Origin of the sequence: Sorangium sp. So ce296 (genome assembly GCF_051529605.1) — a bacterium.
Taxonomy (GTDB): domain Bacteria; phylum Myxococcota_A; class Polyangia; order Polyangiales; family Polyangiaceae; genus Sorangium; species Sorangium cellulosum_D.
The window spans coordinates 7,049,018-7,069,166 of the sequence record NZ_CP150325.1 but is presented as its reverse complement, the minus strand read 5'-3'; the positions used below and the strand labels follow the sequence as shown (position 1 = coordinate 7,069,166).

Annotated in this window: 23 protein-coding genes; 13 read left to right on the top strand and 10 right to left on the bottom strand. The window is 72.7% G+C overall.

From position 1 onward, the window contains the following. Window positions 1-852 carry a hypothetical protein gene (locus tag WME98_RS26305; protein WP_437953799.1) on the top strand — a complete coding sequence of 284 codons (852 nt, stop codon included), beginning with the start codon at window positions 1-3 and terminating at the stop codon, window positions 850-852. Between the two features lie 161 nt (window positions 853-1,013). Here the strand turns inward: WME98_RS26305 and WME98_RS26300 are convergent, their stop codons facing one another. The 3 genes from WME98_RS26300 to WME98_RS26290 all read right to left on the bottom strand — a co-directional run bounded on the left by WME98_RS26300 (window position 1,014) and on the right by WME98_RS26290 (window position 4,715). Further along, entirely contained in the window at window positions 1,014-2,666 is a 1,653-nt protein-coding gene (locus WME98_RS26300) for a tetratricopeptide repeat protein (RefSeq protein ID WP_437953798.1), read from the bottom strand. Between the two features lie 316 nt (window positions 2,667-2,982). Continuing rightward, complete coding sequence (locus WME98_RS26295; RefSeq protein ID WP_437953797.1) at window positions 2,983-4,311, bottom strand: LysM peptidoglycan-binding domain-containing protein; 1,329 nt, start codon at window positions 4,309-4,311, stop codon at window positions 2,983-2,985. Next, a complete protein-coding gene (locus tag WME98_RS26290; RefSeq protein ID WP_437953796.1) occupies window positions 4,308-4,715 on the bottom strand; it encodes a hypothetical protein in 408 nt (135 codons plus the stop codon). Before WME98_RS26290 ends, WME98_RS26295 begins: the two co-directional genes overlap by 4 nt. Window positions 4,716-4,910: 195 nt before the next feature. On the opposite strand from WME98_RS26290, the gene WME98_RS26285 reads away from it, so the two are divergent. From WME98_RS26285 to WME98_RS26270, 4 genes are all read left to right on the top strand, one after another. Next, window positions 4,911-5,429 (top strand): hypothetical protein, encoded by a 519-nt coding sequence (locus tag WME98_RS26285; RefSeq protein ID WP_437953795.1) that lies wholly within the window; start codon window positions 4,911-4,913, stop codon window positions 5,427-5,429. Then, window positions 5,426-6,046: a Holliday junction branch migration protein RuvA gene (gene ruvA / locus WME98_RS26280; protein ID WP_061627722.1), complete on the top strand. Its 621-nt coding sequence runs from the start codon at window positions 5,426-5,428 to the stop codon at window positions 6,044-6,046. Before WME98_RS26285 ends, ruvA begins: the two co-directional genes overlap by 4 nt. A gap of 234 nt (window positions 6,047-6,280) precedes the next feature. Continuing rightward, window positions 6,281-7,390, top strand: a complete 1,110-nt coding sequence (locus tag WME98_RS26275) for an FHA domain-containing protein (protein WP_437953794.1) — start codon at window positions 6,281-6,283, stop codon at window positions 7,388-7,390. Window positions 7,391-7,480: 90 nt separating this feature from the next. Continuing rightward, entirely contained in the window at window positions 7,481-7,879 is a 399-nt protein-coding gene (locus tag WME98_RS26270) for a (deoxy)nucleoside triphosphate pyrophosphohydrolase (protein WP_437317705.1), read from the top strand. A gap of 71 nt (window positions 7,880-7,950) precedes the next feature. Here the strand turns inward: WME98_RS26270 and WME98_RS26265 are convergent, their stop codons facing one another. From WME98_RS26265 to WME98_RS26255, 3 genes are all read right to left on the bottom strand, one after another. Next, entirely contained in the window at window positions 7,951-9,033 is a 1,083-nt protein-coding gene (locus WME98_RS26265) for a FecCD family ABC transporter permease (RefSeq protein ID WP_437953793.1), read from the bottom strand. Next, window positions 9,030-9,902 carry a type III pantothenate kinase gene (locus WME98_RS26260; RefSeq protein WP_437953792.1) on the bottom strand — a complete coding sequence of 291 codons (873 nt, stop codon included), beginning with the start codon at window positions 9,900-9,902 and terminating at the stop codon, window positions 9,030-9,032. The genes WME98_RS26265 and WME98_RS26260 overlap by 4 nt, the downstream gene beginning before the upstream one ends. A 93-nt stretch (window positions 9,903-9,995) precedes the next feature. Next, window positions 9,996-10,637 (bottom strand): O-methyltransferase, encoded by a 642-nt coding sequence (locus tag WME98_RS26255; protein ID WP_437953791.1) that lies wholly within the window; start codon window positions 10,635-10,637, stop codon window positions 9,996-9,998. 86 nt (window positions 10,638-10,723) lie between these two features. Here WME98_RS26255 and WME98_RS26250 point away from each other — a divergent pair, with 86 nt between their 5' ends. Further along, a complete protein-coding gene (locus WME98_RS26250) occupies window positions 10,724-11,419 on the top strand; it encodes a hypothetical protein (protein ID WP_437953790.1) in 696 nt (231 codons plus the stop codon). 74 nt (window positions 11,420-11,493) lie between these two features. Next, complete coding sequence (locus WME98_RS26245; protein ID WP_437953789.1) at window positions 11,494-11,928, top strand: hypothetical protein; 435 nt, start codon at window positions 11,494-11,496, stop codon at window positions 11,926-11,928. Window positions 11,929-12,116: 188 nt separating this feature from the next. On the opposite strand, the gene WME98_RS26240 is transcribed toward WME98_RS26245, so the two are convergent. Continuing rightward, complete coding sequence (locus WME98_RS26240; RefSeq protein WP_437953788.1) at window positions 12,117-12,521, bottom strand: GFA family protein; 405 nt, start codon at window positions 12,519-12,521, stop codon at window positions 12,117-12,119. Between the two features lie 85 nt (window positions 12,522-12,606). Between WME98_RS26240 and WME98_RS26235 the strand changes: the two genes are divergently transcribed. From WME98_RS26235 to WME98_RS26220, 4 genes are all read left to right on the top strand, one after another. Then, window positions 12,607-12,813, top strand: coding sequence for a hypothetical protein (locus WME98_RS26235; RefSeq protein ID WP_437953787.1), 207 nt, complete (start codon window positions 12,607-12,609; stop codon window positions 12,811-12,813). A gap of 40 nt (window positions 12,814-12,853) precedes the next feature. After that, entirely contained in the window at window positions 12,854-13,852 is a 999-nt protein-coding gene (locus WME98_RS26230; RefSeq protein ID WP_437953786.1) for a hypothetical protein, read from the top strand. 187 nt (window positions 13,853-14,039) lie between these two features. Next, complete coding sequence (locus tag WME98_RS26225) at window positions 14,040-14,396, top strand: kelch repeat-containing protein (protein ID WP_437953785.1); 357 nt, start codon at window positions 14,040-14,042, stop codon at window positions 14,394-14,396. Further along, entirely contained in the window at window positions 14,353-14,709 is a 357-nt protein-coding gene (locus tag WME98_RS26220; protein ID WP_061622189.1) for a hypothetical protein, read from the top strand. The genes WME98_RS26225 and WME98_RS26220 overlap by 44 nt, the downstream gene beginning before the upstream one ends. 69 nt (window positions 14,710-14,778) lie before the next feature. Here WME98_RS26220 and WME98_RS26215 read toward each other — a convergent pair whose 3' ends face one another. Both WME98_RS26215 and WME98_RS26210 read right to left on the bottom strand, forming a co-directional pair. Next, a complete protein-coding gene (locus WME98_RS26215; RefSeq protein ID WP_437953784.1) occupies window positions 14,779-15,561 on the bottom strand; it encodes an alpha/beta fold hydrolase in 783 nt (260 codons plus the stop codon). Window positions 15,562-15,874: 313 nt separating this feature from the next. Beyond that, a complete protein-coding gene (locus WME98_RS26210) occupies window positions 15,875-16,765 on the bottom strand; it encodes an SDR family oxidoreductase (protein WP_061622187.1) in 891 nt (296 codons plus the stop codon). 362 nt (window positions 16,766-17,127) lie between these two features. On the opposite strand from WME98_RS26210, the gene WME98_RS26205 reads away from it, so the two are divergent. Next, complete coding sequence (locus WME98_RS26205; protein ID WP_061622186.1) at window positions 17,128-17,706, top strand: protoglobin family protein; 579 nt, start codon at window positions 17,128-17,130, stop codon at window positions 17,704-17,706. 282 nt (window positions 17,707-17,988) lie between these two features. Continuing rightward, complete coding sequence (locus WME98_RS26200) at window positions 17,989-19,344, top strand: hypothetical protein (protein ID WP_437953783.1); 1,356 nt, start codon at window positions 17,989-17,991, stop codon at window positions 19,342-19,344. 221 nt (window positions 19,345-19,565) lie between these two features. On the opposite strand, the gene WME98_RS26195 is transcribed toward WME98_RS26200, so the two are convergent. Continuing rightward, complete coding sequence (locus WME98_RS26195; protein WP_437953782.1) at window positions 19,566-19,772, bottom strand: hypothetical protein; 207 nt, start codon at window positions 19,770-19,772, stop codon at window positions 19,566-19,568. Window positions 19,773-20,149: the final 377 nt, after the last annotated feature.

The window sequence follows — 20,149 nt, the reverse complement described above, 5'->3', positions numbered from 1 at the left end:
ATGAACCAAGATCGACCATCGCTGGATGCCTTCTGCGGACCGCTTTCCGGCCGCGTGCGTTCATTCTTCACGCGGGAGCGGGTTTTTCGGGACGCCTCGAGGACGTGCAGCTTCGAGAGGCTCGCGGAGGAGCTTGATCGCCGAGGAGCTCCGTGGTTCGACAAGGTGTTCGAGCTGGAGGAAGACTTCGGCGGTCTGGTACGTCGAGGCGCACATCCCAAGACGCCGTCTCTCGCCCTCGGATTGTTTCAGCTCGTATGCCTCGGCCTCGACTCTCCCACCGAGGAAGAGCCCGCAGACGACTCTGCGCTAATCTCATTAAAATGGCCGATGGCGCGCCTGACACTCACCGACAATCTGCTGGTCCACGTAGGCTTACACACGATGGAGGGAGACCTCTACATGAGCGAAGCAGGGTGGATGTTCTGGTACATTCCGTCACTGGACCGTGTTGACCTGCTGTCTGCATCGGCGCTGACGTTCCTGGAACGCATCGCGCTCGAGGACGATGTACGACGAGAGATGCGCGAGTATGCTGCGACTTTCTTCGTGGCGGACGAGGGTCCCGCGCTCGCGCAGGCGCTCGCTCTCCCCATCCTCGAGGAGGCTTCGGACATGCTGGTAAGCCACTGGATGGGCCCCAACATCCTCATCTCACGTTTGCCTCAGGCGTCGGCGACTGGCACCTGCCGGACGCGCATCATCTGCCGTACCGTGGAAGATCTCCTCTCAGCCTCTCGATTTGTGGCCAAGAAGCACCCTGAAGCGCGGGCGACCGTGGAGACACACCTTCCAGGTGGGCGCGAGCGGCATGAAGCGCTCCGGCGCGAAGGTTTCGCCGTGAACGGGTAAACTGGGCAGCGCCGATGCGGGAGCGCAGCAGCATCGGCCCGTTGCCGGAGCACCTGGCGCTCTGACAACCGCCCACGCCTCGGAAGGGCTCCGTGTCGTCGCAGCCCCCCTCGTCCGACGACCTCGGGTCCTTCCTTGACTTGCCCGCCGCGATCCGTCCCTCAGAACCTCTCTCGCTCGAGGCGCCCGGGGCTGATGGGCACCCGGGAGTCGCGCGCGGCGCCCTCCTCCGGGCGCGCCGTGATCCGGCCGGAGAGGACCGCCTCCGCCAGCTCGCGGACCTCGGGGCTCGTCGCGCGATCGGCGCGCGCGAGCGCCTGCTCGGCCGCGGCGCGGGCCTCGGCCGCGCGGCCCGCGAGCGCGTGCGTCCGGGCGATCTCGGCGAGCGTCGCGGAGAGCTCCGCGGCGTTGCCCGAGACGTCCAGGAGCCGCTTCGCGCTCAGGTACAGCGCCAACGCCGCGCCGAGATCCCCCTGGATGCGCGAGAGATCGCCGCGCGCCCGGAGCACCCCCGCCTGCCCCGCGCCGTCCTCGAGCACCTCGAACAGCGCGAGCGCCTGCTCGTAGTCCGAGAGCGCGTCCTCCAGATCCGACGCGTCGGCCGCCGCGACGCCCACGAGCTCGGCCACCAGCTCGAACTGCTTGCGGCGGAGATCGCCCCGCGCCTTGAGCGTCGCGGCCTGGCCGCGGCGCTCGAAGCCGGTGCGGAACAGCGCGAGCGCCCGGTCGTAGTCGCGCACCGCGTCCACGAGGTCCTCCTGCAGCGAGCGCATGTCCCCGCGCGCCTTCAGCACGGCGGCCTGCCCCAGCACGTCGCGCGTCGCCGTGAACAGCTCGAGCGCCTGATCGTAATCCCGCTCGGCGCCCGCGAGGTCCTCCTGCCGGGTCCGCAGATCGCCGCGCGCCTTGAGCACGCCGGCATGGCCGAGGTGGTCCTCGGTGGCCTGGTACAGCGTGAGCGCCCAGTCGTAGTCGCGCGCCGCGCCCGTCATGTTGTCCTGGCCGAGCCGCATGTCGCCGCGCGCCTTCAGCACGCTGGCCTGCCCGCTCCGATCCCCCGCGCCCTGGAACAGCGCGAGCGCGGTGCTGTAGTCGCGCGCCGCGCCCGGCAGGTTGCGGAGGCGGACGCGCAGATCGCCGCGCGACTTGAGCGCCCGCGCGTGCGCCGCGCCGTGCGGGCGGGCGCGGGGCGACTCCGTGGGCCCCGCGCCGTCGGCGTCGGGGGCGGCCGCGCGCGAGCCGGCGCGCGGCTTGAGCGGCTCGCGATCGCCGAGCTGCAGGAAGAGCTGGATGGCCAGATCGTAGTCGCAGACCGCGCCGCCGAGATCGCCCTCCTCGGCGCGCGCGAAGCCCCGCGCCCGCAGCGCCTCCCCCTCCCCCGCGCGGTCGCCCGCGGCCTGGAACAGCGCGAGCGCCTCGTCGTAGTCGCGCACCGCCTGCACGGGGACGCCCTCCCGCAGGCGCAGCGCGCCCCGGTCCATGAGCACCTGGGCCTGGCCGAGCCCGTCGCCGGCGGCCTGGAACAGCGCGAGCGCCTCGTCGTAATCGCGCGCGGCGCTCGCGCAGTCGTTGCGCCGGAGCAGCAGGTTGCCGCGCTCGCGCAGCGCGTGGCCGCGCGCCTCCGGCGCCGTGCCGGCGAGGCTCGGGGGCGCGCCGCTCGATCGGGGGGCCCGCACCGCGCCGTCGCCGAGCACCTCGGACAGCGAGCCGCTCTTCGGGGCGCAGCGATCCGACGCGCTCTCGAACGAGCGCTGCGTGGCAGGCTCTCCATCCACGCCCTTCAGCTCGGACTGGGCTTCTGCGCGGCGACGCATGATAGACGGAACATCATACCGCGACCGCGCCCCCCTCGTGGAGACATTGCGCCGACGCCCGCGCGTCGATGCACATTCCGACTCCGCGCCTTCCTCGCCCTCCACGCCTCCACGTACACGCGTCGGCGCGTCGCCGTACATTTCCGCGATGGCGCTTTTCGTCGCGGTCAGCGCGGCCCTCGACCCCGCCGTCCGGGTCGCGAGCCGCAGCGCGGCGACGCCCCGAATGTGCCGCCGCGCACCGCCGCGGTTCGCTCCCCCACGCAGGCGACGGCGGCGCGGCGGCCCGACCTCGCCAGGCCCCGCGCCGCGGCGGTCAGAGGCCCTTGCGCGAGACGAGCACCGCGTCCCGCTCGACCTCGTACATCGCGCTCGTCACGAGCGCCGCGGCCGTGCGCTCGCGCACGTTGAGCACGCGCAGCTCGGCGTAGGTCTCGTCCGGGAGCAGCTCCTCGTCGAAGCCGAACTTCGGCGCGTCGACCTGCGCCGGCCGCTCGTCCTGCACCCGCGGCCGGAGCGTCGCCAGCTTGCCGGCGCCCCCGAGCTGCTGCACCCAGCGGTCGCCGCGCCGGACCGCGAAGAAGCGCTGCCCCGGCTTCACCCCGTCCTTCTCGCCCTTGTCGATGAACACCACCTGGTGCTGCCCGAACAGCTGGTAGGGGTAGATCGCCGCGATGATCCGCGCCTCGAGGTCCGCGTCGGCGCTCGCCGGCGGCACCACGTCGAAGCGGCGCGCCACCGAGCCGACCCGGTCCCCGCGCTCGACAACGTCGAGCGACTCGATGAGCCGCGCGCGCACCATGTGCGTCTTCGGGTTGTAGCGATCGACGCGCGCGGTGCCGCGCACGGTCACGAGCTCGCCCTTGTCGTCGCCGCCGCTCTTCACCTTCTTGATCTCGCGGAAGATCGTGAGCTCCTGGCCGATCGCGACCTCGTGGTCGTCCGAGAGGCGGAGGTAGACGTCGTCGCCCTCGCTGAGGAGCATCTGGTCGTCGGGGCTGGCGACGAGCTCCCCCCACGTGTCCTTCTTCACGTCGTCGACCCAGCCGAGGTCGCGCAGGAAGATCGTCTTCGCCGGCACCCGCCCCCCGCGGCCCGCCTTGGTCAAGCCGAGGCCGATGCTGCCGCGGGTCGGGGCCTCGTTCGGGTCGCGGAGCCGGATCCGGTCGCCCGGGTAGATCCAGTGCGGGTTCTGGAGCTGCGGGTTCAGCGCCCAGACCTGCGGCCAGGCGTAGGGGTTCGTGTAGTACCTGCCCGAGATGTCCCAGAGCGTGTCGCCGCGCCGCACCGAGTGCGACTCGGGCACGAACTGCCCCTCGACGACGTAGCTCCCGTTCGCGCCGCCCCGCACCGAGGCGGGGCCCTCGCTGCGGCGGCCCAGATCGAAGCCGTCCGACGCGCGCGACGTGTCCGTGGTGCCGCGCGAGCTCGAGGGCAGGTGGGCGTTCGGATCGAACCCCGGCTGCGGGTAGCCCGGCACCACGACCTGCGTCTCGACGGTCGGCTGGGCCGGCGGGAGCTGGACCACGGTGACGCCCGGCCCGGCGCCCTCCTCGCCCCCCTGCTCCTGGGCGAGCGCCAGCGGCGCCGCCGCGGCGAGCGCCAGGGAGACCGGGACCAGCGTTGCCTTCGGGTGGAACTTCATCGCTTGCGCCTCGACGGGGTGGAGGGTGGCGGGCTCGGCGGCGGCGAGCCGCCCGGCGGCTCGTCGATCACGACGCCGTTCGCGGTCGAGCGGAGCACCGGCGGCCGCGCGCCGTCGTCCTCCGGCGCGAGCCGCACGACCTCGAGGTCGGGCCTGTCCACCTCCTCCGGGGAGGCGGCGCGCGGCTCGGCCTCGTCCGGGCGCGCGGCGACGCGCGGGGCGACCCGCGCGCGCTCCAGCGAGCCCACCCGGTCCGCGAGCACGGCGTTGTCCGCGCGCACCCGGACGAGCTCCGCGCGCAGCTCGGCGAGCTGCTGTTCGACCACGTCCCGCCCCCCGCCGCACCCGGCGGCGAGCGCGGCGAGCGCGAGCCCCATCGAGCCGATGCCCAGGCCAATCCTCATGCAGCGCCCAGCCTACCCGCCGCCGCGCCGGCCGGCCAAACGCACGGCGATCTCCGCGCGGCGCGCGGCCGCCTCGACGGGCCCCGCCCGCCGCGCCCGGGCGACGCGTGCTCCGTAACGCGCGGCGCGACGTCGCGCGTTACGGAGCGCGCGCAGTTCTGCTAGGGTCGCGCCCCGAGGATCGAGCTGCGAGGGGTGAACGTGCGGAAATTCTTCTTGATTTTCCTGATCGCGGCGGCGAGCGCCGCGTGCGGCGGCGACGACGGCCCGGGGCCCGCGGAGACCGCGTGCTTCGACTACAGCAAGTTCGACGGGGCGACCCCCGAGGTGAGCTTCGCGACCGACGTCCTCCCCGTCTTCCAGCGGTCCTGCTCGTTCAGCTCGACCTGCCACGGCGCCGAGGCCGGCTCGGCCGGGTTCGCCTACCTCGGCCCGGCGGTGAGCGAGCAGGCCACGCCGGCGCAGATCGACGCGATCGTGGCCCAGAACGTCGGCGTCGCGTCGCGCGCGCCGTCCGGGATGCCGCGGATCGCGGCCGGCGACCCCGCGAACAGCTTCCTCATGCACAAGCTCGACAACACCCTGAGCTGCGGGGACCTCGAGTGCGTCCCCGACCAGTGCGGCGCCCCGATGCCCTACACCGGCGACACCCTGCCCGCGGCGGAGCGCGACGCCATCCGCCGGTGGATCCAGCAAGGGGCCAAGGTCAATTGATCGGCCGGCTCTCCGGCCACGTCGTGGAAGAGGGCGACGAGGGCACGGTGGTGCTCGACGTCGCCGGGGTCGGCTACGAGGTGACGGTCCCGCTCGGCGCCGTGGGGCGCGCGCGCGGCCTCGCCGCGCCGTCCGGCTCGGACGCGATCACCCTGTTCGTCCACACCCACGTGCGCGAGGACGCGCTCCTCCTCTACGGCTTCGCGACCCGCGAGGACCGGGCGGCGTTCCGCGTGCTCATCGGCATCTCCAGCATCGGCCCGAAGATCGCGGTCGCCATCCTCAGCGCGCTCGGCGCGGGGGAGCTCGCCGCGGTCATCGCCCGCCGGGAGACCGCGCGCCTCACCGCCATCCCCGGCGTCGGCAAGAAGACCGCCGAGCGGCTCGTCCTCGAGCTGAAGGACAAGCTCGTCAACCTCCCCTCGGCCGCGCCCTCCGCCGCGGCGCCGCCGCCCGCGGCCGCCGGCGCGAAGCAGGACCTCCTGCACAGCGCGCTCACCCGCATGGGCTACCGGCCGGCCGAGGCCGAACGGGCCGTCGCCGCCCTCGGCGCGCGCGTCGACAGCGCCCCGCTCGGGGATCTCGTGCGCGACGCGCTCGCGCTCCTGTCCAAGTGAGCGCCGCGCAGGGGCGCGCCGCCGGCGAGGCGAGCCGGCGGCCCCGCCGGGCCCAGCCGCCCGCGCACGCCGCCGGCGGCCCCGCCGGGCCCAGCCGCCCGCGGCCCGCGCGCGCCGCCAGCCGCCCGCGCATGAAGGAGCGACAGACTGTCGACAGAGGGCGGCCGCGGCGAATATGCTCCCGCCGCCGTTCGCCTTGAGACCCTGTCCGGTCGCTCGTTGTGAGGAGGCCTGGTGATCACCTGTCCGAAGTGCTCCAAGGAAAATCAGGACCATTACAAGTTCTGCCTCGGCTGCGGCGCCGAGTTGCCTCGCGACGTTGCGCCGAAGAAGTTCGCGGCGGGCACCCCGCCCCACGGCGTGCCGGCGGCCTCGCGGTCGAACCAGCCCTACGGCGATGAGCCGACCGCCATCGGCACCGGCGCCCAGAAGGGCCCCGCGGTCGCGCCCCCGCCGCCCGCGCTCATCGATCCGGCGGCGTTCGCCACGCCGGTCCGCGGCGAGGACACCGGCACGGGCAGGAAGGCCGCGGCCGCCGCCGCGCAGCCGGCTTCGCCCGCGGCGTCGGCCGGCGCGGGGACGGTCGTCTGCCCGCAGTGCCAGGAGCCCAACCCGCCGTCGAACAAGTTCTGCGCGCTCTGCGGCTTCAAGCTCGTCAAGCCGGCGGGCGCCTCGGTGCAGCCGCCCGCGCCGGTCGTGTCCACGTCGGGCGCCGCGAACGTCGTGCTGACCGCGCTCCGGGCCGACGGCACCGAGGCCGGCTCGTACACCCTGCCCGCGAACCCCACGACCGTGGGGCGCGACGCGGGCGCGATCTTCGGCGGCGACAGCTACCTCTCCCCGCGCCACGCGACGTTCTCGATCAAGGGCGGGCGCCTCTTCGTCAAGGACGAGAGCTCGCTCAACGGCGTCTACCGCAGGCTGCGCAGGGACTCGCCGGTGCAGCTCGAGAACGGCGACGTCTTCCGCATCGGCCAGGAGATCGTCCGCGTCGAGTCGCTCACCCCCGCGCCCGCGACGCCCGACGGGGTCGAGCGGCTCGGCAGCCCCTCGAAGGGCTACGTCGCGCGCCTGGCGCTGATCATCGGCAGGGACGCGACCGGCAACGCGTTCCCCGTCCCCGACACCGGCCTGCACCTCGGGCGCGAGCGCGGCGACATCCTCTTCCCCGAGGACGGCTACGTCTCCGGGCTCCACTGCCAGATCTCGCTCCAGGGCGGCCGGCTGTTCCTCACGGACCTCGGCAGCTCGAACGGCACCTTCCTCCGCGTCCTCGGCGAGACCGAGATCTCCGGGGGCGACATCCTGCTCATGGGCCAGCAGCTGTTCCGCGTGGGCGTGTGAGGCCACGCGGCCCGAGCTCCCAGGACACGCCCGTCCCGCTCGCACAACCCCACGCCCCGTCGTACGCTGGGCATCCCTGAGGCACTCGCCATGGAAATGGTCCGCACCATCCGCGTGGTCGCCGCCGTGATCGAACAGGACGGCCGATACCTCATCACCCAGCGCCGCCCGACCGCCGTGCTGCCGATGCTCTGGGAGTTCCCCGGCGGGCGCGTGGAAGAGTCCGAGACCGACGCGGCCGCGCTGAAGCGCGAGGTCCGGCACCGGCTCGGCGTCGAGATCGAGGTGGGCCAGCTGATCTCGTTCGTGAGCCACCCGTACGAGCGCTACATCGTCGACCTGTACCTCTACGAGTGTCACATCAAGAGCGGCGAGCTCGCCTCGCTGGCGGTGAACGCGTTCCGGTGGGTCACGAGCGCCGAGTTCGATCGCTACCCGTTCACGCCGGCCGACGAGGCCAGCATGAACAAGCTCCTCGGCATGGCCTGACGCGCCCGCGGCGGCCGAGCGCGCGACCACGGCGGCCGAGCGCGCGACCGCGGCGGCCCGGCGCGCCGCCCTCACAGGCGCGGCGAGCGCCGGAGGAGCGCGAGGAACAGCGGCCCGCCGAGGACCGCGGTCACCGCGCCGACGGGCGGCTCCGTGCCGAGCCACCGGAACGAGAGGCGCGCGAGGAGGTCGCACGTCGTGAGCAGCACCGCGCCGGCGACCAGCGACAGCGGCAGCAGCCGCCGGTGATCCGCGCCGGCCAGCCGGCGGACCGCGTGCGGGACGATGAGCCCGACGAAGCCGATGAGGCCGGTCCGGCTGACGATCGCGCCGACCACGCACGAGGACGCGAAGAAGATCCGGCGCTCGACGGCGCGCACGTCGACGCCCAGGGTCCCGGCCGACTCGTCGCCGAGCGAGAGGAGGTTCAGGCGCGCGGCGTCGGCGAGGAGCACCGCGCAGCCGACGGCGACGTAGGCGGCGACGCCGAGGAGGACCGAGGCCGTGGGCAGCTCGACGAAGCCGATGAGCCACCGGAGCAGCTGCTGGGAGCGCGAGGGGGAGACGATCGTCTTGAGGAACGTGATGAGGCCGGCGGCGATGGAGTTCACGATCACGCCGGCGAGGAGCATCGAGGCGCCGGAGGTGCCCTCGGCCGCGCCGCGGGCGATGGCGTAGACGAGCACCGTCGCGGCGAGGCCGCCGGCGAGCGCCGCCGCGGGCAGGAGCGTGGCGCCGAGGACGGTCGCCGAGCCGACGCCGAGCGCGATCGCGAGCGCGGCGCCGAGCGCGGAGCCGCCGGAGACGCCGAGCACGTACGGCTCGGCGAGCGGGTTGCGGAGCAGCGCCTGGAACGCGGCGCCCACGGCCGCGAGGCCGGCGCCGGAGATGGCCGCGAGGAGCACGCGCGGCAGGCGCACGTCGAGGAGGAGCGTCCGGTCGAGGCCCGGACCCGCGAGGGCGCGCTCGACCGAGACGGGCTCGGCGCCGAGCAGGACGGCGAGGAGGAGCGCGAGGGCGAGCGCCGCGGGCGCCGCGGCGAGGGCGAGCGCGCGCGCGGGACGAGAAGCGCGGCCGGGCGCGGGCGCCGCGGCGGGGGCGAGCGCGGGCGCGCCCGCGGGCCGAGGAGCGCGGCCGGGCGCGGGCGCCGTCAACCCTGGCCGCCTCCGCCCGCCGCGGTCGGGTGCGGGGACGGCCCGCCGCCGCGCTCGGCGTTCCGCTCGTAGATGAGGCGAAGTCCGGTGAGCGTCAGGTCGTCGTCGACCACCTCGATGGTCTCGGTCTGCGGCGCGATGAGCCGCGCCAGGCCGCCCGTGGCGATGACCCGGCACGGGTAGCCGAGCTCCCGCCGGAGGCGGTTCACGAGCCCGTCGACGAGCCCCGCGTAGCCGTACACGATGCCCGACTGCATCGAGTGGACGGGGTTGCGGCCGACGACCCGGGGCGGGAGCGCGATCTCCACGCGGGACAGCCGCGCGGCGCGGGAGAAGAGCGCCTCGGCGCTGATCTGGATGCCCGGCGCGATGACGCCGCCCAGGTACTCGCCCTTCGGGGTCACGCAGTCGAACGTGGTCGCCGTGCCGAAGTCGACGACGATGACGCCGGAGGCGGCGTGATCGCCCCGGGCGGGCTCGGGCGACGGCGCGGGCTCGGTCCGCTTCATCCACTCGTGCGCCGCGACCGCGTTGACGATCCGGTCGGCGCCGACCTCGCGCGGGTTCTCGTAGAGGATGGCCATGCCGGTCTTGATGCCCGGGCCCACGACGAGCGGCTCGATGCCGAAGGCCCGCTCGACGAGCCCCACCATCGTGTCGGTCAGCGTCGGCACGACGCTCGCGATGATCGCGCTGTCGATGCGGGCGAGGTCGACGCGGCGGAGGTCGAGCATCTGCCGGACGAGCACCGCGTACTCGTCCGCGGTGCGCGAGCGCGCGCTCTCGCAGCGGAGGTGGTGCCGCAGCGCCTCGCCCTCCAGCACCCCGAAGCTGATGTTCGTGTTCCCGACGTCGATGGCGAGCAGCATGCTGGCTGGACTCTAGCGCCGCGCGCTGGAAATCACGGAGGGATTTCGAAAGCGCGCGGCGGCCTGCGGGCGGGGCGGTCCCCTCGGTTCTCCTCAGCGCTTGCGCGCGAGCGTCACCCCGTCGCGCACCGAGAGCATGACCTTCTCGACCCGGGGATCGCGGGCCACGAGGTCGTTGAAGGCGGCGATGGCGCGGCCGTCCGCGGTCACCGGGGCGACGACCTCGCCGCCCCAGAGGGTGTTGTCGGCGACGATCAGCCCGCCGCGGCGGACGCGCGGGAGGGCCTCCTCGAAGTAGGCCGAATACCGCTCCTTGTCGGCGTCGATGAACACGAGATCGAACGCCGGGCTCGCCGGCAGGGCGCGGATCGTCTCGAGCGCGTCGCCGAGCGCGATCCGGATCTTCTTGCCGTGCTCGCTGCGGTCGAAGAACGACCTGGCGACGCGGGTCACGTCGGGGTCGCGGTCGCAGGTGATGAGCTCACCGTCGGGCGGGAGCGCCTCGGCCATGCTGAGGGCCGAGTAGCCGGTGAAGGTGCCGATCTCGAGGACGCGGCGCGCCTGCATGAGGGCGCAGAGCAGCTTGAGCAGGGCGCCCTCGACGCGCCCCACCTGCATGCCTGCGCGCGGCTCGCTGGCGAGGGTGTGCTCGCGCAGCTCGTCGAGGAGCGCGGGAGGCGGCTCGGTGTGGTCGTGGACGTAGCGCTCCAGGTCTCGATCGAGGAGGGGGGCCATCGTGGAGGTTCCTTGTGGGGCCACGGTAGCACGCGGGCCCGTCACCCCACCTTGAGCTGCCGGCGATCTTCGGGGTAGCGTCGACCATGACCTGTTCTTCCTGGAAGACGTGTGCTGTTGTGGCGCTCCTCGCAGCGGCCTGCAGCTCGGCGCCGGACAGCCCCCGGACGGGCGGATCCGGCGGCGCGGGCGGCGCCGGAGCGAGCGGGTCGGGCGGCGCCGGCGCGGGGGGAGCGGGCGGCGCCGGGGGAACCGGCGGGGCGAGCTCCGCGGCGACCGGCGGCGGGGCGGGCGGAGAGGCGGAGTACGCGTGCGCCTCGCTCGGCGATCCCTGCACGACGTGCCTCGCGCTCCGCTGCCAGGAGCGCTATTGCGCGTGCCAGCGGAGCGCGGAGTGCGCCGCCCTGGCCAACTGCCTCCTCGGGTGCGCTCCGGGAGAGGAGCCCTGCCAGCAGACGTGCATGACCGCGCACCGGGAGGGCATCTCCGGCGTCTCGCTCGAAGGCGGCTGTGCGGCGGAGCGGTGCGCCGTGCAGTGCCCGTCGCGCGCTGCGCTGTCCCGGTGCGATTCCTGCCGGTACGCGCGGTGCGCCGCCGAGATGAACGCGTGCGCCGCCGACCCGTCGTGTCGAGCGCTCGTCGCGTGCACCGACACGTGCGCCGCGGGCGACGCCGCGTGCCGGGAGCTGTGCGCGATGCTGTACGAGAGCGGCGCGCCGGCGGCAGCGGAGGTGTTGGCGTGCGGAGGGGCGCAGTGCGGCGCCGATTGTGAGGGTGGATGAGCCGCCGCGGCGCCGCCGTCCGCCGCGGCGCCGCGGGGGTCGACGTGGGGCGGCGATCCGCCTAACATCTGCGCGTGCCTCTCCACGGATTGCGCGAGATCGAGCGGGACCCGTACACGGCGGTCCATCACGATCCGACCCAGCAGCTCGTGTTCATCCGGCGGTCTTCGCTGCCCTATCCGAGCATCGAGGAGCTCGAGCAGAGCTTCCGGCGCATCGAGCAGGCGATCCGGATCATCTCCCGACCGCGCTCTCTCCTGCTCGTGGACGCCCGGGACGCACCGATGCGCAATGACGATGGGTTCGAGGTGACGTTCGGGCAGGCGCACGCGCGGTTGTTCCAGGGGTTCAAGAGGGCGGCGGTCATCCTGAGGAGCGCGATCGGGGTGCTCCAGGTAGGGCGGCTCTCGAGGGGGTATGTCACGCCCGTGAGCACCTTCACCCGCCCCGAGGACGCGCTCCTCCACCTGGGCGTCCGCGTCGACCTGACGCAGCTCAAGAGCCCTTAAGGGCGCTGGCGGCGCGGGATGCCTCGCCGGGCAGTGCTCAAAATTGAGCATGAAGGCGGGATGGCGGGAAGAAAAGATCAACGATCTTCCTGCCTTCCCGCCTTCATGTGAACTCTCTCCGGGCAAATTTGAGCACCACCCCCCGCCGGGCTGCCCACCTCATCCACCGCGGGGAGCGGCGGCGATGTTCACAGGTGCCGCGTCTCTTCCGGTGGAGCTTGCCAGTTGTTGTTGCGCCCGTCGGCGTACCGGATCGGCGCGGCGACGAGCTCCCCGGGATCGACGTCGTCGAGCGAGGCGAGCTGAACCGCCACGTAGTCGCCGCCGATCTCCTTCACGTGCCCGCGCCCGAACGAGCGCACGCCGCAGTGCCGGCAGAACAGGTGGTGCCCGACCTTCATGCCGAACTGGTAATCGCTCAGCGCGTCCTCTCCCGCGAGCAACCGGAACGCGTCCGGCTTGATGATCGCGTTCCAGTTCCTCGTCTTGGTGCAGATAGAGCAGTTGCACCTGTTGGTCCCGGCGCTCAGGTCGATATCGGCCTCGAAGCGGACCGCGCCACAGTGGCAGCTCCCTGCGTACGTTTTCTTCATCGATAGACCTCCCGGCAGGATGGGCGCTCACGTCGGAACGCTCGACGGACTGGAGGCATGACTGTACTCCATCTCGGGGCCCCACGTGCAGCCGCTCTTCCGGGAGATCCCGCGCGGCGGCGAGCGGTCGCTCCTGTCCTTCGGAGGTGTGTTCAGCCATGCGCCCCTGAAGGTGCCGAGCTGCGGCGACTTCCGCTCTCCAACGACCTTCGGCGCGATGGCGGCGGCCGAGGAGCCAGCGCCGGCGCTCCTCGTTGAACCTGCGCGCGCGCCGTGCGACAACGATCCGTGAGCGTCGGCGCCGCGCGCCGGCGGAGAGGACCGGGACAGCGATGATTCACCGTGAGATCCTGGGCGACGGCTCGATCCGCCTCGCGAAGGACGGCTGCTCCTTCGTCTTCCGCCGGCTCCGCCCCGGCGCGGTGCTCGTGACCATCGCCGGGCGCGACACCGGCGGCCTCGGGGACGCGCCGCTCGACGAGCTCCAGGCGGAGATCGCGCGCTATCCTCCGATCGAGCTCTACGTCGACGCGCGCGACGCCACCTTCGCCGCGGAGCGCGTGAGCGACGCGTGGACGCGCTTCTTCAGCGCCAACCGGGATCGGCTCCGGCGCGTCCGGATCCTCGTCGGCACGCCGTTCGTCCAGCTCGTGGTGGACGTTGCCAAGCTCTTCTCGCGCACGGGCGAGCTGATCCAGATCGAGTCCGACGCGCGGCGGTTCGAGGAGGCGGTCGCGAGCGCCGCGCCCGCGCCGGCGCGGGCGCCTTCGCAGCCGGGGCTTCCGCGCGCCGCGGAGCAGCCCGCGCGCATCGCCGAGCCCGCGGTCGCCCCCGGGGCGGCGCCAGCGGGCGTCGCCGGCGCGACCGCGAGCGCGGCGATCCGGCGCGAGGTGCTGGCGGACGGCGCGGTGCAGCTCGCGAACGACCGCTGCTCGTACACGTTCCGGCGGCTCCGTCCGGGCGTGATGCTGATCGCGATCGCGGGGCACGACGGCGGTGAGCTCGGCGAGCTCCCGCTCGACGAGATCCGCAAGGAGATCGCGCGCTTCGGACCGGCCGCGCTCTTCGTGGACGTCCGCGCGGTGACCGTGGCGGCGCCGAGCGTCAGCGACGCGTGGACCGCGTTCTTCGCCGCGAACCGCGCGACGATCTCCCGCGTCCGGATCCTCGTGGGCTCGAAGCTCCTGCAGCTCGTCGTCGCCCTGAGCAAGGAGGCTTCGCGGACCGGCGACATGATCCAGATCGACGACGATCCCGAGCGCTTCCAGGCGGCGCTCGCCCGCGAGGCGGCCCCCGAGCGGCCGGCGCCGCGCGGGCCGTCGCGCCCGTGACGATCCGGACGCGCCTGCGGCGAGAGCACCTTCGGCCCGCCCGCGCGGCGGATCGAGCCGACGGGCACGATTCCGCCGCGATCTCCTGAATCCCCGCGACGCGCGCTGCACCCCAGGAGCGCCGACCGCGCGGGGCGGCAAGGCCATCTATGATCCCGCGCTCGGTGCCTGGTTGCCCGCTGCTCCGATGAGCGGGCCGCGGTCGGGTCACACGGCGACCTTGCTCGCCGACGGCAGGGTGCTGGTCACGGGCGGCGCCACGGACGGCGCCGAGTGGGTCGCCACGGCAGAGCTCTACGATCCGACGACCGACGCGTGGATCCCCGCCGCGACGATGACCTCGGAACGCTCGTCGCACACCGCGACCTTGCTCGCCGACGGGCGGGTGCTCGCCGCCGGGGGCGCTCCGGCTGGCGCCGCTCCGTCTGCCGCCGCCGAGCTCTACGACCCCCTGTCGAACACCTGGTCGCCGACGCCTCCCGCTGAACTAGACTCCCGGGATGCAGCTACGGATCGAAGAGGATCGACTGACCCTCACCCTTGAGGGCGCCGAGCGGCTCTGGGCCGTGAAGCTCGCTCCCATCGTGGTGCCCCGCGCGCACGTGGTGCGGGCGGAAGCGGCGCTTCCGCCCGCCACATGGCGGCAGATCCGCGCGCCGGGGACGTCGCTGCCCGGGGTGATCAAGGCGGGGACGTATTATACCGATCGCGGTAAGGAGTTCTGGTACACGCTGCAGAGCCGCAAGGACAATCCGCTGACCATCGAGCTGGAGGGCGAGCCGTATCGACGGCTCGTCCTCACCCCCGATGGCCCCCCTGGCTGGGCAGAGCGAATCAACGCCTGGGTCAGGGGCTGAGCCGCCCCGCTCCCGAGCCCGGGCCGGCCCCCTCTCGCCGCCGGCGAGCCGATGGGGACCCTCCCCGGATTACCGCTTGAGAAAACGCGAGAGCACGGGCAGCAAAGCCTTCGCGCTGACCATGTGGTCTTGGCCTGCGAGCCGTTCGAACCTCGCGTTCGGGATCGCTTTCGTCAGCTGGCGCGCGACGTCGTGGATACCGGCCGGGCTCTTTTCGCCGACGATGATCTGCGTCGGCACGGCGACCTGGGCGGCCCGCTCGACCGGCGGGAGGTCCCTGGTCAAGGCGATGTCGTACGCGAGGGTCGGCGCGAGCGCGACCATCGTTTTCCAGCCAGGGAACAGGGGCAGCAGCCAGACGAAGACGCCAGGCATGCCGATGCCCTTCAAGAAGGCGCGCATCGCCTCCTTGTTGTTGCCCCCATCGAGCAGCCTTTGCACCTCTTGGCTCAGCCGACCGTACGTGACCTTCTCTGCCTCGTCGTGCACATAGGAAGGGTCGTACATCGCCACTTTGTCGACCTTGTCGCCCAGGCGCAGGGCAGCCTCGAGGGCCAGCACGGCACCGGAGGAGTGGCCATACAGGTTGGCCTTGCCGCCGGCTGCGTCGATCATGGCCTCGATGTCCTCGACCTCGCGCTCTATCGAGTACGGCGGCGTGTCGCCGCTGTCGCCGCGCCCTCGGCGATCGTAGTTGTAGACGGTGAACTCCTTGGCAAATTCCTTGGCATCTTGCAGGATGGGCTTGAAGGAGCGGAAGCAGCTGGCTCCAGTGATGTAAATGAGCGCGGGCCCGCTGCCATGGACATCGTACGCTAGCCCCGTGCCGTCTTTCGATTTGGCGATCTTCATGCTCGTTCTCTTCGGGTGGCTGGCGTCTATTGGCATGGGTCGAGCCCGGCGACGAGGCTCTCGTCGTCCTCCCGGACGAGGACCGCGCTCCCCGCGGGTCGTCCCGCTGGCCGCGGCCTCCCGCGAGGCATGCCGCGCGTGCGGATCACCCCAGCGCGCCGTCACAGCGGCCCAGCGTCGGACGCGGCGCAGCGCCGGCGCCCCTGGTTGCGGGTCCACGGGAGGCCACCGGCGAGGAACACCCTCGCCGGGGCCGGGCGGCTCGGCGAGCCCACCTGCGGGTCCAGGACGAGCTTGATCGGCCGAGCCAGCGCTAGGCGAGCGGCTTGCCGCCCGTGACCCCGAGCACCTCGCCGTTGATGTAGGTGGCCTCGTTCGAGGCCAGGAACACGAACGCCGGAGCGAGCTCGGCCGGCTGCGCGGGCCGCTGCATCGGCGAGTCTTTCCCGAAGCTGGCCACCTTCTCCTCCGGGAACGACTGCTGGATGAGCGGCGTCCACACCGGGCCGGGCGCGACGGTGTTCACCCGGATGCCGCGCTTGATGAGGTCCTGCGCCAGACCCTTGCTGAAGGTGACGATCGCCCCCTTGGTCGACGCATAGTCGAGGATGTTCGGGCTCGGCTGGTAGGCCTGGATCGAGGCCACGTTGATGATCGCGCTCCCTTCCTTCATGTGCGGCAGCGCGTGCCGGACGAGGTGGAACATCGCCATGATGTTGACGCGGAAGGTGCGCTCGACGCGCGCGGCGTCGATCTCCTCGAACCGCTCGGCGGACTTGCCCTGCTCCGCCGCGTTGTTCACCAGGATGTCGATCCGCCCGAACTTGCGCGCCGTCTCCTCGATCACCTTCCGGCAATGCGCCTCGTCGGCCAGATCGCCGGGGATCGTGATCGCCTCGCGCCCCGCCTCCTTGACGACCCGCACGGTCTCCTTCGCGTCCTCGTGCTCGCTCAGGTACGCGATCGCCACGTGGGCGCCCTCCCGGGCGAACGCGAGCGCGACGGCGCGGCCAATGCCGCTGTCCCCGCCGGTGATCAGCGCGACGCGGTCCTTCAGCCGGCCGAGGCCCTTGTACGACGACTCGCCGTAATCGGGCCTCGGATCCATCTTGGCCTCGATGCCCGGCCGGTCCTGGCTCTTGCCCTCGAAAGGCGGCTTCGGGCCCGCGCCCTTCGGATCCTCGCTCGGTCCAGTGTTCTGCATGCCTCCTCCTTCCCGCTGTCCTGTGGTGGGAAGCCGATCACGCTCCCAGCGGTACCTGGCCATAAGGACGCCAGGCCAGCCGGACCATCGGTCGCAGCCTGCACTCCGGATCGGAGCTCCCCCTACCCGGCTGCGCGCTTCGTGATCTCCGCCGCCGTCGCCGCGCATCCGGCGGCGCACGCGTCTCTCCGCGCTCGATCGCGCGACGCGACGGCATCCAGCGCGCGCAGCGCGCGACGTCCTGATGAGCCCGCGGCGGCCCGCCAGTCAAGGCTTGACAGCGGACAGCTGCTCCGGTGTCGTCGCCCAGCGTTGTCCCGCAGCACGCCGCGCGCGGCAAGGCGGAGAGGAGCACCGTTGCCATGAAACACATCGACGAGAAGCTGCTAGAGTCGGATCTCGAAGTTCGCTTCGGGTATCTCATCGAGTTCGTCGGCTTTGGAGAGGCGGACATCGCCGCGATCCACGGCGCCGCGCTGCACCTCGCCCCGAAGGTCCAGGCGCTCGTCGACGCGGTGTACGAGAAGCTGTTCCTCTACGACGCCACGAAGCGCCACTTCGTGCCGAAGCAGCACGGCTACGAGGGGCAAGGGCCGGCGGACCTCCTGTCGCTCACCCTGAGCCACGAGCAGATCCAGTTCCGCAAGAAGCACCTCGCCGACTACCTCGTCCGGCTCGTGACCCACCCGTACGACCCGAAGATGGTCGCCTACCTCGACATGGTGGGGCGGATCCACACGGCCAAGGCCGGCAATCCAGAGATCGTCGTCCCGCTCGTGCAGATCAACGCGCTCATGGGCTTCGTCTCCGACGCCCTGCTCCAGACGATCCTGTCCCTCGGCCTGGACCGGGAGACCGAGGTGCGCACGCTGCGCGCCTTCAACAAGCTGCTCTGGATCCAGAACGATCTCCTCTCGCGCCACTACGTCCAGACGGCCTGAGCCGCGCTGGCCCCCTGAACGAGGCTGCCGCCTCCGGCCGCGATCGCGGCGCGCCCGCCGGCGACCACGCGGCGGCCCGGGGCGCAGCGCGGCCCGGGTCGCGCCCTGCCACGGCACCCCGGACGTGCGCGCGAGCGCCCCCCGTGAGAATCGTGCGATGCGGGCGCGGCGCTGGAACGCGCCGTCGGCTCGGGCGATGATCGCCGCTTGCCAAGAGCGTGGAGGCCGAAAGCGGTGGCCTCCACGGCCCCGGCTCCACGCGAGACTGCGAGGTGAAAGGCCATGCGTCGATTCTTCAGACAACCAGCGCTCGTCCTCTTGATGTCGTCCCTCCCCGCGGCCGCCGGCTGCGGCGACGAGGGCGACCCCGAGCCCAGCCGCTTCGCCTGGCTCGCCACGCGCGCCGAAGAGGTGCGCGAGCTGTCGTTCGAGCGCGAGGTGCCGGTCCGCACCATCTCGCGGGCCGAGGTCGACGCCGAGGCGGAGCAGGCCGCGGACGCGATCGACGACGAGGCGCTCGCCACGCTCGCCGCCACCTACGGCCGACTCGGCTTCTTCCCGCCGGACACCGACCTTCAGGCCGCCTTCGGCCAGTCGATGGACGTGTTCGCCGCCTGGTACTCGACCGAGAGCAAGGCGATCTCGCTCATCGGCGAGGTGGAGGACAACGTGCTCGTCCACGAGTACGTCCACGGGCTCCAGGACCAGCACTTCGACGTCGGAGCGCTCCTCAGCGCCTCGCTGACGAGCGACGCGCACCTCGCGCTGAGGGCGGCCATCGAGGGCGACGCGATGCTCGGCGAGGTGCGCTTCCTCATGCAGGAGGCCAACGACGCCGATCTGGACCGGCTCAACTGGGCCGTCATCATCGACGCCGCCCAGGCCGCCGGGGAGCAGATCCTCGAGGAGAACGAGCTGCCTGCCCTGTTCGTCGACTATCCGTCGTTCGCCTACGGGTTCGGGTTCGAGTATTGCGCCCACAACCTGACCGGCGCGAGCGCGGCTTCGCCCACGCCCGACCGGGCCTTCCCGTTCGACTGGTCACGGCAAGACGCGCTCTTCTCCGACCGCATCCCCGCGACCACCCAGCAGATCCTCACCCTCGACGGCCAGGATCCCGTGGCGCGGGTCGGGCTGGAGGAGGTGCCGCCCGCGCTCGCCGATCGGCTGGAGGCGCTCGACTGGGACTCGCTCGGCGAGTGGCTCTCCTACCTGCTCCTGCGCCCGCTCGACGGCGCGCTGGAGCTCGGGGACATGCGCGCGCTCGCCGCGACCTGGGACGGCGATCGCGCCCTGTTCGTGCGCGACCGGAAGACGGGCGCGACCGGCACCGCGTGGTCGTCCGCGTGGGACGACGAGGGCGCCGCGGCGGGCGTCGAGGCCGCGATGTGGCAGCTCTACGGCGGCGCCGCGCTCGACGAGGGCGAGCCGCGCCTCGGGCAGGCCGAGGACGGCGAGCTCGTCTGGATCGAGCGGCGGGAAGAGCGCGTGGTCGCCCTCAAGAACATCGACGAGGCGCTCCTGCCCGCGCTCGCCGAGGCCGCCTTCGCCTCCGGGATCAAGCCGATGCGCCTCACGCTCCGGAAGCGCCCCTCGCTCTCGGCGTGGCTCTCGCGGCGCCTGCCCGGGCCGCGCTGAGCCGCGCACGCCGCCCGGCCGACCGCGAGCTCCGGCCCGCGGGCCCCGAAATGGAGCGCTCCCGCCTCCGGGCCATCCGGCCTGGAAGCGGGAGCCATCAGCCATCAGCCACCTACGCACGGCGCCGCGCGCCGACAGAACTCCAGCGGAGCGCGCCGCGCGTCAGCACGGCGCGCTCCGGGCCATCAAGGCGCGCTCCGCGCCCTCGACGCGCTCGTCGCTCAGATGCACAGAGAATCGCAGTCGTGATCCTCTTCGCACGCCGAGACGCAATCGCCGTCGTCATCGCACGCGGAGATGCAGTCGTCGCGCTCGGTCGAGCACGCGGTGATACAGCTGTCGTCGCCGTCGCCCGGCGTGTCGTCGTCCGCGTCGACGAAGCAGCCCGCCGCCAGGGGAACCGTGGAGACCAGAAGCATAGCCAACATCTTGCGAATCATGGGTTGTCCTCCTTCGTGGTGTACTGTCCGCATGCGATGCAGGGGACATCGACTCACCAAGCAGGGGACGTACCAACCGCCCTTCCGGCGCGACTCACGCGCTCTCGCGAGCCCCGGAGATGCGCGGCGCCGCGCGCGGCGGGCCCGGCGGCGGACATCGAGCCGCCGCGGCCGGTAGGCGCAGCACGTCACTCCAAGGCAAATCGCCACAGGGGCGCGGGCCAAGGCTGGGCTCGGCCCCTCGATGTCCGGGGTTTCCCCGGCTTCAGCGCGGCTCGGGCGCGGTGAGATCGAATGTCACACCCGCCTCGACCGTGAGCGCCCGACATCCGTCCAGGCGCTCACCTCGCCTCCCACGTGGTCCG

What these genes read in the sequence shown, in the direction of transcription:
- WME98_RS26305 (WP_437953799.1), top strand. Translation starts at nt 1, where the DNA reads ATGAACCAAGATCGACCATCGCTGGATGCCTTCTGCGGACCGCTTTCC.
- WME98_RS26300 (WP_437953798.1), bottom strand. Translation starts at nt 2,666, where the DNA reads ATGCGTCGCCGCGCAGAAGCCCAGTCCGAGCTGAAGGGCGTGGATGGA.
- WME98_RS26295 (WP_437953797.1), bottom strand. Translation starts at nt 4,311, where the DNA reads ATGAAGTTCCACCCGAAGGCAACGCTGGTCCCGGTCTCCCTGGCGCTC.
- WME98_RS26290 (WP_437953796.1), bottom strand. Translation starts at nt 4,715, where the DNA reads ATGAGGATTGGCCTGGGCATCGGCTCGATGGGGCTCGCGCTCGCCGCG.
- WME98_RS26270 (WP_437317705.1), top strand. Translation starts at nt 7,481, where the DNA reads ATGGAAATGGTCCGCACCATCCGCGTGGTCGCCGCCGTGATCGAACAG.
- WME98_RS26260 (WP_437953792.1), bottom strand. Translation starts at nt 9,902, where the DNA reads ATGCTGCTCGCCATCGACGTCGGGAACACGAACATCAGCTTCGGGGTG.
- WME98_RS26255 (WP_437953791.1), bottom strand. Translation starts at nt 10,637, where the DNA reads ATGGCCCCCCTCCTCGATCGAGACCTGGAGCGCTACGTCCACGACCAC.
- WME98_RS26250 (WP_437953790.1), top strand. Translation starts at nt 10,724, where the DNA reads ATGACCTGTTCTTCCTGGAAGACGTGTGCTGTTGTGGCGCTCCTCGCA.
- WME98_RS26240 (WP_437953788.1), bottom strand. Translation starts at nt 12,521, where the DNA reads ATGAAGAAAACGTACGCAGGGAGCTGCCACTGTGGCGCGGTCCGCTTC.
- WME98_RS26230 (WP_437953786.1), top strand. Translation starts at nt 12,854, where the DNA reads ATGATTCACCGTGAGATCCTGGGCGACGGCTCGATCCGCCTCGCGAAG.
- WME98_RS26225 (WP_437953785.1), top strand. Translation starts at nt 14,040, where the DNA reads ATGAGCGGGCCGCGGTCGGGTCACACGGCGACCTTGCTCGCCGACGGC.
- WME98_RS26220 (WP_061622189.1), top strand. Translation starts at nt 14,353, where the DNA reads ATGCAGCTACGGATCGAAGAGGATCGACTGACCCTCACCCTTGAGGGC.
- WME98_RS26215 (WP_437953784.1), bottom strand. Translation starts at nt 15,561, where the DNA reads ATGAAGATCGCCAAATCGAAAGACGGCACGGGGCTAGCGTACGATGTC.
- WME98_RS26210 (WP_061622187.1), bottom strand. Translation starts at nt 16,765, where the DNA reads ATGCAGAACACTGGACCGAGCGAGGATCCGAAGGGCGCGGGCCCGAAG.
- WME98_RS26205 (WP_061622186.1), top strand. Translation starts at nt 17,128, where the DNA reads ATGAAACACATCGACGAGAAGCTGCTAGAGTCGGATCTCGAAGTTCGC.
- WME98_RS26200 (WP_437953783.1), top strand. Translation starts at nt 17,989, where the DNA reads ATGCGTCGATTCTTCAGACAACCAGCGCTCGTCCTCTTGATGTCGTCC.
- WME98_RS26195 (WP_437953782.1), bottom strand. Translation starts at nt 19,772, where the DNA reads ATGTTGGCTATGCTTCTGGTCTCCACGGTTCCCCTGGCGGCGGGCTGC.